Genomic DNA, 12,102 nt, shown 5'->3' on the forward strand with positions numbered 1-12,102 from the left:
GGGGGGATCCTGCGGCGTGAGACGCTTCCTGGCCCGGTTGCTGCTGTTCTCGGTGCCGCTGATGGCCTCTGGCGTGGCCATGGTGCTGGTGGACCCGTACAACTTCCTGGGCGTTTCGCACCTGGTCCCCGACGAGGTGAAGGCCCGCACCTCCGCCAAGCTCAACTACCCGCTGTGGGAGATGCTGCGCTTCCGGCGCCGGCCGAAGGCGGACATCCTGCTCGGAGACTCGCGCATGATGACCCTCAAGCCCGAGGCGATCCGCGCCGCCGGGGGCGCGGACTGTTACAACTTCGCCTATGGCGGCGGGTCGGTGCCCGAGATCATGAGCACGTTCTGGTTCGCCGACTCCGTAACCCGGCTGCGCTCGGTGGTGGTGGGCGTAAACTTCAACATGTACAACGCGCGCGCGCGCCACGACCGGACCGCCGACTACCGCGAGCTCACCGAGAACCCGTGCCTCTATTTCGTGAACCGAACGGTGGTGCGGGCGGCGTTCACATGCGTGCGGGCGATGGTCACCGGGCGCGTGCCGCAGATCGAGCGCCCCCCCATGAACCACGAGCAGTTCTGGGCCTACCAGCTCAAGGTGACGGCCGCGGACAGTTACCGCCACTACGCCTATCCCGTGGAGTTCCGCGAGGGCCTCCGGGGGATGGCGGACCGCTGCCGCGAGCGGGGCATCCGGCTCACGTTCATCGTGTTCCCCACGCATGCCGACCTGCAGTCGCGGGTGGCGGACTTCGGGCTGCTGCGGGAACAGGAGCGCTTCCGGGCCGACCTGCGCTCCATCGCCACCACGCATGACTTCGACGTCCCGGGCGCCCTCACCCGCGAACGCGCGAACTTCGAGGACCCTTACCACTTCCGCGAGCCGGTGATGCGGCGTATCGTGAGAGAGGTTTGGGGGACGTCCGGGATTGAAGAACCGGCGCCCGTCCGCCGATAAGGAGCCGATGAAGCCCAGCACCGCGCCGACCCCCCCCCAGCCCCGGCTGCCGGTCCGGCATCACCCCGGCAGTGGCCGCTGGTGGACGAAGATCATTCCCGTCGCCGCCCTGCTGGGCGCGGCGTACTACATCGGCCTGCTCATCCAGAGGCCCGAGCGGCGCGTCATCCAGTCCGCTGCGGGCGCGCTGCTGCTCTACCTCGCCTTCCGCCTGAGCATCTACCAGAGTCTCGCGTTCTTCCTGGTGGTGTACCCCTACCCGACATTCACCAGCGTGGGCAGCACCAACACCCTGATTCTCTTCGTGATCGCGGTGGTGTGGGCGGTGCGCGTCACCACCGGCGAACTGAAGATGACCTTCCGCGGGCTGCTGACACCGGTGTTCCCGCTGATCATCCTGGGCTACCTGCTGTCCACCTATTCCATCCAGACCGAGGAGCACCTGCAGGGCAGCATCGGCATCCTGTTCGACGTGCTCTCGTGCCTGATGCTGTACTTCATGGTGGTCAACTTCGTCACCGACGAGAGATCGCTGCGACGGACGCTGTACTTCTTCGGGATCTCCTCGATCCTGATCCACTTTGTGGCCGTCTACGAGGTGCTCTTCCCGGGCCGGGCGTTCCTCCCCGGATGGCTGATCTCGGAGCGCACCACGTTCCTCAACGCCCGCTTCGGGGTGCGCACCGGCGGGCCCTTCCGCGACTTCGAGCTGCTCTCGGAGTACTGCGCCGTGACCATCCCGCTGGTGCTGTTCCTGTGGCTGCGCTCGCCCCGCGGGGGCCGGATGTTCTGGGGCGTGGTGCTGGGCCTGACCGTGTTCTCGCAGTTCGCCACCGTGACCCGCGGCGGCTTCGTGAGCCTGATCCTGGGCCTCGCCTACCTGGCCTGGATGTTGCGCAAGGAGCTGGGCGTGGTGAAGACCGTCACCGGCTTCGCCACCGTGCTGGTCCTGCTCGCGGGAATCGGGGTGGTGCTGCCCAGTATGTTCCGCATGGAGTCGCTGTTCGAGCGACTGGAGCGCACCAAGCTCGAGAAGGGCCTGCCCGACTCGCGCGCCTTCACCTGGACCCAATCGTGGAAGCGGGCCCAGGAGCACATCTTCCTGGGCCATGGGCCGCAGTTCACCTCCGGCAGCGGGCTGACGAGGTACTACTGGCCGCACAACGGCTACCTGTTCCTGTGGGTGACCATCGGGCTGACCGGCCTGGTGGGCTACGTGGCGGCGTTCCTCACCTGCTTCTTCGCCACCGGCCGATACCGAGGGCCCTACATGAGCGGCGACTTCGTGCCCGGCCTGCTCACCGCGCTGCACGTGTCGTGGCTGGTATTCATGGTGGACCAGGCCAAGATCGACTTCGGCCGCAACCCGATCTACTTCCAGTTCACCTGGCTGCTCATGGGGCTCACGTCGGCGGTGTGGGCCATCGCCAGGCACGACGCGCGGGCGCGCGAGGCGGCGGGGATCCCGGCGGGTGTCCCAGGTGTGGCGGGTTCGGCGGCTTTGGCCGGTGCGGCGGGCGTGCCCGGTGCGGCAGGAGTGGCGGGCGCCGCTCCCGGAGCGGAACCCGTGCCGGGCGCGGGCCTGCCTGCGCCCGGGCCGGGCAGGACTCGCAAGATCATGGGCCCCGCCTAGGCCGTCGCTTCCGGGCCGTCGAGCAACTCGCGCACCGCGCGCACCAGGGCCTCGGTGTGGAAGGGCTTCTGCAGCGCCCGCGTGCCCGGCCCCGGTTCCCAGCCCTGCACCACCGCGTCCGCGGAATAGCCGGACACGTACAGGGCCCGCAGCCCCGGCCGCGACGCGCGCAGCCGCCGCACCAGCTCCGGCCCGCCCGTGCCGGGCATCACCACGTCCGAGACCACCGCGTCAATCCGCAGCCCCTCCGCCGCGCGGGCGAACGCCTCGTCGCCGTCCGCGGACTCGATCACCGCGTAGCCCGCCTCGCGGAGCACCGCGGCCGCCAGGTGCCGCACCTGCTCCTCGTCCTCCGCCAGCAGGATCGTCTCGGACCCGCCCGCGACGGCCGCGTCTCCCCCGCCGCGGCCCGGCTCCACCGGGTCCGGGCAGCGCGGAAGGTACACCGTGACGGTGGTCCCCCTGCCCGGCGCGCTCTCCACCTCCAGCGTGCCGCCGCTCTGCTCCACGATCCCGAACACCGTGGACGCCCCCAGGCCCGTGCCCTGGCCGGGGCCCCGCGTGGTGAAGAACGGTTCGAACATGTGTTCCAGGGTGGCGGGGTCCATGCCCGCCCCGGTGTCGCGCACGCGCAGCGCCACGTAGGGGCCCGCCGGGGCGGCGATGCGCAGCCCGGGGTGCCCCTCGGACAGGTCCACGTTGGCGGCCTCCAGGGTGAGCCGGCCGCCGCCGGACATGGCGTCGCGGGCGTTGAGCGCCAGGTTGAGCACCACCTGCTCCATCTGGCCCGGGTCCACCCGGACCGGCCACAGGCCCGGGCCGGTGGTGCAGGTGAGCACCACGTGCTCCACGATCAGCCGGCGCAGCATGCGTTCCATGCCCGCCACCACCTCGCCGACGTCCAGCACCCGCGGCGTGAGCACCTGTTGCCGGCTGAACGCGAGCAGCTGGCGGGTCATGGCCGCGGCCCGCTGGGCGGCGCGGCGGATCTCCTCCACGTCGTGCAGCAGCGGGTCGGCGGCGCCCATGCGCTCCAGCAGCAGCTCGGAGTAGCCGCTGATGACCGTGAGCAGGTTGTTGAAGTCGTGCGCCACCCCGCCGGCCAGGCGGCCGACGGCCTCCATCTTCTGCGTCTGGCGGAGCTGTTCCTCCATCCGGCGCTGCTCGGTGACATCCATGAGCAGGCCGATCACCGCGGCGCGGCCGTTGTAGATGGTCCTGGAGCCGTGGACCTCCGCGACGCGCACCTGGCCGTCGCGGCGGACGATGCGGAAGCTGTAGTGCGCGCTCCGCGTTTCGCCCTCCACGCGCCGGCGGATGTTCTCCAGCACCTTCGCGCGGTCCTCCTCGTGCACCACTTCGCCCACGGTGAGGGTGTCCACCATCTCCCCCGGAGTGGTGCCGAAGATCTCGGCCAGCTTGGGGTTCACATACGCGAACCGCCCGTCCTGGATGATGTAGATCCCGGCCATGGACTGTTCCACCAGCACCCGGTAGCGCGACTCCACCGCGGCCAGGCGTTCCTCCGCCAGCAACCGGGCGGTGATGTCCTGCAGGGCGCCGATCATGCGCCGGGGCGTGCCGCTGGAGTCGCGGAGCACCGTCCCGCGGCCGGCCACGCGCGCATAGGAGCCGTCGCGCTTGAGGAATCCGAACTCGTCGTCCCAGCGCGTTCCGCCATCCATCACCGCGGCGCGGATTCCCATGCGCACGCGCATCCGGTCGTCCGGGTGGACCCGCTCGTAGAACCACGACGTGGGCAGCGCGTTCTCCTCCGGGGCGTAGCCGAACAGCGTGGCCAGGCCCTCGCCCCACCACACCACCCGCGTGGACAGGTCCTGGTCCCACACCGCGTCGTTGGTGGCGCGCACCACCAGCCGCAGCCGTTCCTCGCTCTGCTGCAGGATGTCCTGGGCCGCGAGCCGCTCGGTCACATCGCCCACGGCGCAGCCCACGCCGGTCACCTCGCGGGCCTCGTTGAAGAGCGGGTAGCAGTTCATGGACCACGCCCGCGGCTCGCCGGGCCGGCCGGGGGCCTCGCACCGGATGACCTGGCCCAGCACCGGGGTGCGGGTCTCCAGGGTGCGGCGGAGGTTCGGTTCCACGATCGGGGCCAGCTCGGGGATGACTTCCCCGGGGGTGCGCCCCAGGTGGTCGGCCGCCGGGACGCCGTTGATGGCCGCCAGGAGGGGGTTGATGTAGGTGTAGCGGAGCTCGAGGTCGAGCAGCGCCGCACCGAAGGGGGCGTGGCCCAGCAGGATCTCCGCCTGCGACGCGGATTGGGGCCGGCGGGATTCCGGGAGTTCCGGGCTTCCGGATGGCACCATTACAGGTCTCCGGGAGGACAGGATGCCGCGTGCTGACCGCGGGGGGATCCGGACCGCAGGGCCCGGAGGGATGCCGGCCGCGCCGCGGATGCGGCGGGCCGGGAGGCCCGGGAGCGTCGTTCCCGGCCGGGTGGAATCGCATGAGCATACCATGCGCACGGTGCTTCGACACCGTCTCCCCGGGGCGACTATGATCCCGGGCATGGATCCGTCCCACGCAGACCCCACCCCCGACGGCCACCCGGGGGAAGCACCCACGGCCCGGGAGGAACACGCCGGGAATCCGCGCGTGCTGGTGAGCGGCGCGTCCGGCCTGGTGGGCTCGCGGGTGTGTGCGCGACTCGCGGCCGCGGGAGCGAGCGTGACGGCCCTGGGCCGTGACCGCGGCGGCCCACCGGCCGCGGGCTTCCTGCCCTGGGATCCGGAGCGCGGCGAACTGGATGGACCCGCGCTGGAAGGCCTCGACGCCGTGGTGCACCTGGCCGGCGAGAACATCTCGGCGGGGCGCTGGACCGCGGAGCGCCGCCGGCGGATCCGCTCCAGCCGCGTGGACGGGACCCGTCTGCTGGCGGGGCGCCTGGCCGGGCTGGCCCATCCGCCGCGCGTCATGGTGTGCGCCTCCGCGGTCGGCTACTACGGCGACCGGGGCGCGGAGTGGCTCACCGAGGACAGCCCGCCGGGCCAGGGGTTCATGGCGGAACTGTGCCGCGACTGGGAGGCCGCCTGCGGGCCCGCCGGGCGCGCCGGCATCCGCGTGGTCTCCCTGCGCACCGGCGTGGTGCTCACGTCCGCAGGCGGCATGCTGCCGCGGCTGATCCCGCTGTTCCGGCTGGGCCTGGGAGGCCGGCTGGGCGGCGGCGGCCAATACATGCCGTGGATCGCGATGGAGGACCTGCTGGAAGTGATCCGGCGCGCCTTGACCGACGACTCGCTGCGCGGGCCGGTGAACGCCGTCGCGCCGCAGGCCGTCACCAACGCGGAGTTCACGCGGGCCCTGGCCGCGGCGCTGCGCCGCCCGGCGGGGTTCGCGGTTCCGGCGTTCGCGCTGCGGCTGGCGCTGGGGGGGATGGCCGACGGGCTGCTGCTGGCCAGCGCCCGGGTGCGCCCGGCGCGGCTGGAGGCCGCGGGGTACGACTTCCGGCTCCCGGGGCTGGACGCCGCGCTGGCCGGGGACTCCTAGACCCGTTCCTCGTGGTCCGGGCCCGGGGGGGCGGTGCCGCCGTTGGCGTGGGTCTTGCGCGAGCCCGGTCGCTCCAGGAAGCGCATCCCCCGCAGCACGATGAGCGCGCACACCGTGCCGGACAGCCCCAGCTCCCACAGCCCCGATCCCACCGACGCCCCGGCCGCGCACACCAGCCAGATGGTGGCCGCCGTGGTCAGCCCGTGCACCGAGAAGCCCGACTGCATGATCGCGCCCGCTCCCAGGAAGCCCACCCCGGTCACCACGCCCTGTGCGAGCCGCGTGGGATCCACAGAGAACTGCATCGAGAGGTTGTGATGGCGCACCCACAGCCGGGGCCCCTCGGTGGCGATGAGCAGGAACATGCACGAGCCCAGCGAGACCAGCGCGTGGGTGCGGATGCCCGCCGGCTTGTTGGCGCGCTCGCGCTCCCAGCCCACCAGGCCACCGAGGAAGATCGAGAGCAGCAGCGGCCAGGTGATTTCCCAGAAATCCGCGAACATCCGTGGTTCTCCATGCCGTGGGACAGCAGTGCGCGGGCCGGCGGCGCAGGGCGCGCGGGGCGGATCCGCGTCCCGGATCCGTCCGGGACAGGCACACTCTGCGCCCCGCCCCGCCCGGCGTCAATGGGAACCGCGGTGGCGCATGCGGTCCGCGGCGGAAGATTGCGCAAGCGCCTCAGGGAGTCCGGTGCCGCCCGGCTCCCCCCTTGCCCTCAATCAGCCTGCTGCCGGAGAGAAACCGCGTCTTCTTCCCGTGCCTGTTGAGCCCAACGACGAATGGAGGGGGCGAACTGCGGAGAATGCGTCCCATCAAGGAGCGTGCAGCTATGAAGGCGTCCGCCATCTCCTGCGCGGTCAGGTTCCCGTGAGCCAGTTGAAAGACAGCCAGCCGGAAGTCTGCGATCGCCTGCCTCTCGATCGTCCGGTAGCGTGTTCTTGAGTCCTTGCTCAGCACGACCCAGCGATTCTCCGAAGCGAGTTTGAATACTTCCTCGTCCGGAATCCCGGTACGCGTGCTTTCGATTTGGCACACCACGTCGAACCCGGCGGAACGGAGTTGCTCGGCCACGCGTCTCCCGAGCGACTCCTCCACGAGGAAGGTGAAGCCTTCAAGCGGCTTGCTGGTATTGCTCGCAGCGGAGCGCTTCTTCAATCTCTTGCACTTCTCTGCAGTAGTCCGCAGCCAGAGTCTGTACGGACTCCCCGGCGGCCCAGCGCTCATACACGATTGAAGTTGCGATTCTACTTCCCACCAGGGCGGGGCGCCCAAACAGGATGCACGGGTCCAGCACGACCACGCGAGGGGAATCCGTGGGTCTCTCGGTTCTCCAAGTGAAGGGGAACAGTCTGTGTGCCAGGCCTTGCTCGTCAAACTCGACGCGCTTCAGGTACAGATTCAGGATCTCGCGAATTGCCACCTGACCGGGCTGGGTCAGATTAATGAGGCTGCTCGCGCGTTCCACGAACAGCTCAACTCCAGAAGTGGCGAAGCTATTCTCGATCAGCGGATGGGTACGTTCCGGGAACCACTCCCTCAAGTGGTGAATGGCCGATCGAATGCGCTGGAAAGGAATATCGTGGACGCGCCTGAGCGCGTCACAGACATGGGCCTCACATATGTTAGTGAAGGAAAGCAAGTTCTCTCCGGTCCTCGGAATCCCGATGATCGGATTGAAGTCCCTCCACTCGCCATCACGCCTGTAGTGCTGCCCCACGGTCCACGATCTCAGAGTGGAGACCGGGATGCCCAGGTATCCTGCGGCCTCAGCGATGCCGTAGACCGGAACGTCCCTTGGATTGAGGCCCCCGTAGAGACTTCGCCCTTCGTTCCTCATTGCCAGAATCTCCCTCCAAGCTTCGGAGAGAACCTCACCTCTGCAAGTACTCCCAAAGCGAGGTTCGCAGTCCACTGTGCGTGATCGGTGCCGCACCACAGGGCCGAAAATCAGCCCGGGCCTGCCAATGAGCCGACCCGACAACTGCGCCACCTTATGCCAGAACCCCGATCCCAAGCATACTATACATTTGTGCAGTTACGGCGTCAATGTCGAACTTCCCCCAAGACGACGCTCACGCCGAACTCGATTCGCGGCGGCTCCACCTCCGCTGGCCCCAGCCCATTGACGCACTCCGCCCCTTCCCCGGAAGATGGCCCCCGGAGGGTCGGAATGACGAAGTTCCTGGAATCCATGCGCGGCTGGAACTGGCACGAGGTGCTGCTCACCGCCCTGATCGTCGCGGGCGCGTGGCTCTCCGGGCGCCTGCTGGTGTGGCTGGGCCGCCGCGTGGGCGGGCGGCTGCTGCGGCGCGCCGACAGCCCGCTGGCCTACGACGTGCTGGTGGGCGCGCTGCACCCCACCGCGTGGCTGGTGTCGCTGGTGGGCGTGTACCTGGCGCTTCACCGCTACCGCTTCGGCCTGCTGCAGGCCCTCGACGGCGTGCTCTACGTGATCAGCGTCATGCTGGTCACGCACCTTGCGGGCAAGGTGCTCGGCGCCGCGCTGCGCTCCTACGCGCAGCGCGGGGCGCAGGGGTGCGGCGACGAGAAGCTGGCCGCGGAGATGATCCCGTTCGCCGACCGCCTGGGACGGCTGGCGCTGCTGGGCCTGGGGCTGCTGGTGGCCCTGGACCACTTTCACATCGAGATCCGCTCCATCCTGGTGACCCTTGGCGTTGGCAGCCTGGCCATCGGCCTGGCGCTGCAGGAGACGCTGGCCAACATGTTCGGCGGGTTCGCCATCCTGGTGGACCGGCCCTTCCGCGTGGGCGACCGGGTGGTGCTGGCCACCGGCGAGACCGGCGACGTGCAGGAGATCGGGCTGCGCAGCACGCGCATCCTGACCCTGGACCATCACATGCTGATCGTGCCCAACTCCACGCTGGTCAAGACCACGGTGACCAACCTGAGCCTGCCCAACGCGCAGTCGGTGCTGCAGGTGCAGGTGGCGCTGGCCGCGGACGCCGACGTGGAGCAGGCGCGCCGGCTGATGCTGGAGGCGGCGCGCGACGCGGCCATCCTCACGGATCCCGCGCCATCGGTGTTCCTGCGCGGGCTCGAGGACTCGCTGCCGCGCCTGCTGCTGATCTGCCGCGTGGCCAGCTTCGAGGACCGGCTGACGGCGGCCGACCGGCTGAACCGGGGCATCCTGGAGAGTTTCCGCGCCGCGGGCGTGCGCATGGCGAACCCGGCGGCGCCGGTGGTGCAACGGGCCGGGCCGTGAGCGGCCCCGGCCGGCCGCCGCACGCCGTGATCGTGGGCGGCGGGTTCGCCGGCCTGCGCGCGGCGCGGGTGCTGGCGCGCCGCGGGGCGCGCGTCACGCTGGTGGACCGCAACAACTATCACCTGTTCCAGCCGCTGCTCTACCAGGTGGCCACCGCGGGGCTCTCTCCCGCCGACATCGCCACGCCGCTGCGCGCCATCCTGCGCCGCGAGCGCAACGTGAGCGTGCTGCTGGCGGAGGCGCGCGAGGTGGACGTCGCGGCGCGCACGGTCCGCCTGGCCGATGGCGCGCTGGGCTACGACACGCTGGTGCTGGCGGCCGGCGCGACGCACGCCTACTTCGGCCACGACGAGTGGGCGGGGCGCGCCCCGGGGCTCAAGGGCCTCGAGGACGCCCTGGAGATCCGCCGGCGCATCCTCACCGCCTTCGAGCGCGCGGAGCGCTGCGAGGACGAGACGGAGCGCCGCGCGCTGCTCACGTTCGTGGTGGTCGGCGGCGGAGCCACCGGGGTGGAGCTGGCCGGGGCGTTGGCTGAAATCTCGCGCCAGACGCTGGCGCGCGACTTCCGGGCCATTGACCCCGCGCAGGCGCGCGTGGTGCTGGTGGAGGGCGGTCCGCACCTGGTCCCGGCGTTCCCGACGGTCCTCGGCGAGCGGGCCCGCGCGGACCTGGAGCACCGGGGAGTGGAGGTGCTCACGGGCACGATGGTGACGCGGATCGACGAGGGGGAGGTGGAGCTGGCGGAGCCCGGGAAGGCCGCGCACTCGTTCGGGCATGGCGCGGACACCCCCGGGCCCGGCGGGTTCGTCCCGGGCGTGCTGCGAGCGCGCACGGTGCTGTGGGCCGCCGGCGTGGCGGCCTCCCCGCTGGCGCGCTCGCTGGGCGCGCCGCTGGACCGTTCCGGGCGCGTGATGGTGGAGCAGGACCTCTCCGTTCCCGGACACCCGGAGGTGTTCGTGGCCGGCGACCTGGCCTGCTTCGCCCATCCCGGGGAGAGTCCGCTTCCGGGGCTGGCCCCGGTGGCGCTCCAGCAGGGCGGGGTGGCCGCGGAGAACGCCTGGCTGCGCCTGGGCGGGCGCCCCACGCGGGCTTTCCGCTACGTGGACCGCGGCACCATGGCCACCATCGGCCGTCGCGCCGCGGTGGCGGTGATCGGGAGGGTGAAGCTCGCCGGCCTGGCGGCCTGGCTGGCCTGGGTGCTGCTGCACATCGTGATGCTGATCGGGTTCCGCAACCGGATCCTGGTGATGATCGAATGGGCCTGGGCGTACGCGACATTCCAGCGCGGCGCCCGGCTCATCACGGGCGAATGGAAGGAGACTCCCCGATGAAGATGAACCTGCGCCTCGCGCTCCGCGCCGTGTGTCCCCTCGCGTCCTGGCTGGCGCTGGCCGTCGCCGCGTCGGCGGCCACCGCACCCGGGACGGCCGGAACAGCCACCACACGCGGGACGACCGGAGCAGCCACCGCACCCCCGCCAGCCAGGACGGCCACCGCCGTCCTGGCCACCGCCACGCCCACCCCCACCCCGGATCCCGCACCGCCACCCAATCCCCACGCGCCGAAGCTGCTCACCGAGGTGACCCCGGTCATCGAGCAGCAGGCGGAGCTGGTGGAGACCGTCCCGGTGGAGTCGGGGCTGGGCTTCCCCATGCTGCGCTCCGCCCACGAGGTGTGGGTGGAGGCGATCCGCACCGCGCGGTGGCGGCTGGACCTGGCCGAGTTCTACTTCTCCGACTGGCCGGGCGAGCCGCTGCAGGACGTGGTCCGCGAGATCGTGCGCGCGGGGCAGCGCGGGGTGCGGGTGCGCATCCTGCTCGACGCGCGCATGCACCGCACCTACCCCATGCCGGCGGACTCGCTGGCGAAGCTGCTCAACATCGAGGTGCGCGAGCTGGACATGTCGAAGTACGGCGGCGGCGTGCTGCATGCCAAGTACTTCGTGGTGGACGAGCGGCGGGTGTTCCTGGGCAGCCAGAACCTGGACTGGCGGGCGCTCAAGCACATCCACGAGCTGGGAGTCTGGATCGCGGAGATGCGCACGGCGCGGGTGTTCCAGGACCTGTTCGAGCAGGACTGGGAACGCGGCGAGCCCAACCCCAGGCCGGACCCGGCGAGGCTGCGCTCCGGCGTCACCGACCAGCCGTGGTACCGCTTCCCCTTCCGCATGGTGCCGACCCCGGGCGACACGCTGGCGCTGATGCCCAGCTACAGCCCCCGCGGCCTGCTGCCCGATTCCACGCTGTGGGACCGCGACGCCATCGAGCGCATGCTGGACGCCGCCGACGAGGAGATCGTGCTGCAGCTGCTCACCTACTCCACCGCGGGCCGCGGCCAGTCGGATTCCACGCTGGACGAGGCCCTGCGGCGCGCCGCGGAGCGCGGCGTGAAGGTGAAGATGCTGATTTCCGACTGGGGCACCGGCCCGCGCGAGATCGAGGCCCTCAAGAGCCTCGCCCGCGTGCCCAACATCGAGGTGCGGATCTCCACGGTGCCGCAGTGGAGCGGCGGGTACATCCCCTTCGCCCGCGTGGAGCACTGCAAGTACGTGGTGGCGGACTCGGTGTGGACCTGGGTGGGCACGAGCAACTGGGAGCCGGACTACTTCCACCGCTCGCGCAACGTGGCCGTGACGCTGAAGAGCGTCCGCCTGGCCCTGCAGGCGCGCGAGGTGTTCCGCCGCAGCTGGGATGCCCCGGGCGCCGTGCCGCTGGACCTCGCGAAGGAGTACAAGGTCCCCGAGCACGGCGAGACCCCGCCGCCGGGAATGAAGAAATACGGGGGCTGAGC

At 70.9% G+C, this 12,102-nt stretch carries 10 protein-coding genes; 6 read left to right on the forward strand and 4 right to left on the reverse strand.

Annotated elements, in window-relative coordinates; translation table 11 throughout:
* Window positions 1-16 precede the first annotated feature (16 nt).
* Together HZB25_03405 and HZB25_03410 are read left to right on the forward strand one after the other, a co-directional pair.
* Entirely contained in the window at window positions 17-949 is a 933-nt protein-coding gene (locus HZB25_03405) for a hypothetical protein (protein ID MBI5836271.1), read from the forward strand.
* Between the two features lie 7 nt (window positions 950-956).
* Window positions 957-2,582 carry an O-antigen ligase family protein gene (locus tag HZB25_03410; GenBank protein ID MBI5836272.1) on the forward strand — a complete coding sequence of 542 codons (1,626 nt, stop codon included), beginning with the start codon at window positions 957-959 and terminating at the stop codon, window positions 2,580-2,582.
* On the opposite strand, the gene HZB25_03415 is transcribed toward HZB25_03410, so the two are convergent.
* Window positions 2,579-4,909 carry a PAS domain S-box protein gene (locus tag HZB25_03415; GenBank protein ID MBI5836273.1) on the reverse strand — a complete coding sequence of 777 codons (2,331 nt, stop codon included), beginning with the start codon at window positions 4,907-4,909 and terminating at the stop codon, window positions 2,579-2,581. The two genes, HZB25_03410 and HZB25_03415, sit on opposite strands and share 4 nt — an antisense overlap.
* A 202-nt stretch (window positions 4,910-5,111) precedes the next feature.
* Here HZB25_03415 and HZB25_03420 point away from each other — a divergent pair, with 202 nt between their 5' ends.
* Window positions 5,112-6,089: a TIGR01777 family protein gene (locus HZB25_03420; protein ID MBI5836274.1), complete on the forward strand. Its 978-nt coding sequence runs from the start codon at window positions 5,112-5,114 to the stop codon at window positions 6,087-6,089.
* On the opposite strand, the gene HZB25_03425 is transcribed toward HZB25_03420, so the two are convergent.
* From HZB25_03425 to HZB25_03435, 3 genes are all read right to left on the reverse strand, one after another.
* Window positions 6,086-6,592 carry an MgtC/SapB family protein gene (locus HZB25_03425; protein ID MBI5836275.1) on the reverse strand — a complete coding sequence of 169 codons (507 nt, stop codon included), beginning with the start codon at window positions 6,590-6,592 and terminating at the stop codon, window positions 6,086-6,088. The two genes, HZB25_03420 and HZB25_03425, sit on opposite strands and share 4 nt — an antisense overlap.
* Before the next feature lie 175 nt (window positions 6,593-6,767).
* Entirely contained in the window at window positions 6,768-7,244 is a 477-nt protein-coding gene (locus HZB25_03430; protein ID MBI5836276.1) for a DUF5615 family PIN-like protein, read from the reverse strand.
* On the reverse strand, window positions 7,201-7,926 hold the full coding sequence (locus HZB25_03435) for a DUF433 domain-containing protein (GenBank protein ID MBI5836277.1): 726 nt from the start codon (window positions 7,924-7,926) through the stop codon (window positions 7,201-7,203). The genes HZB25_03430 and HZB25_03435 overlap by 44 nt, the downstream gene beginning before the upstream one ends.
* Before the next feature lie 333 nt (window positions 7,927-8,259).
* Here HZB25_03435 and HZB25_03440 point away from each other — a divergent pair, with 333 nt between their 5' ends.
* The 3 genes from HZB25_03440 to HZB25_03450 are packed head-to-tail and all read left to right on the forward strand — an operon-like array spanning window position 8,260 to window position 12,100.
* Complete coding sequence (locus HZB25_03440; GenBank protein MBI5836278.1) at window positions 8,260-9,312, forward strand: mechanosensitive ion channel family protein; 1,053 nt, start codon at window positions 8,260-8,262, stop codon at window positions 9,310-9,312.
* A gap of 29 nt (window positions 9,313-9,341) precedes the next feature.
* Window positions 9,342-10,643, forward strand: a complete 1,302-nt coding sequence (locus HZB25_03445; protein ID MBI5836279.1) for an NAD(P)/FAD-dependent oxidoreductase — start codon at window positions 9,342-9,344, stop codon at window positions 10,641-10,643.
* Window positions 10,640-12,100, forward strand: a complete 1,461-nt coding sequence (locus tag HZB25_03450; protein MBI5836280.1) for a hypothetical protein — start codon at window positions 10,640-10,642, stop codon at window positions 12,098-12,100. The genes HZB25_03445 and HZB25_03450 overlap by 4 nt, the downstream gene beginning before the upstream one ends.
* The last annotated feature ends 2 nt before the right edge of the window (window positions 12,101-12,102 follow it).

Source organism: Candidatus Eisenbacteria bacterium (genome assembly GCA_016235265.1).
In the GTDB taxonomy this organism is placed as follows: domain Bacteria; phylum Eisenbacteria; class RBG-16-71-46; order RBG-16-71-46; family JACRLI01; genus JACRLI01.

Coding starts and splice junctions, on each gene's coding strand:
- HZB25_03410 (MBI5836272.1), top strand. CDS start 957: ATGAAGCCCAGCACCGCGCCGACCCCCCCCCAGCCCCGGCTGCCGGTC.
- HZB25_03420 (MBI5836274.1), top strand. CDS start 5,112: ATGGATCCGTCCCACGCAGACCCCACCCCCGACGGCCACCCGGGGGAA.
- HZB25_03450 (MBI5836280.1), top strand. CDS start 10,640: ATGAAGATGAACCTGCGCCTCGCGCTCCGCGCCGTGTGTCCCCTCGCG.
- HZB25_03415 (MBI5836273.1), bottom strand. CDS start 4,909: ATGGTGCCATCCGGAAGCCCGGAACTCCCGGAATCCCGCCGGCCCCAA.
- HZB25_03440 (MBI5836278.1), top strand. CDS start 8,260: ATGACGAAGTTCCTGGAATCCATGCGCGGCTGGAACTGGCACGAGGTG.
- HZB25_03425 (MBI5836275.1), bottom strand. CDS start 6,592: ATGTTCGCGGATTTCTGGGAAATCACCTGGCCGCTGCTGCTCTCGATC.
- HZB25_03435 (MBI5836277.1), bottom strand. CDS start 7,926: ATGAGGAACGAAGGGCGAAGTCTCTACGGGGGCCTCAATCCAAGGGAC.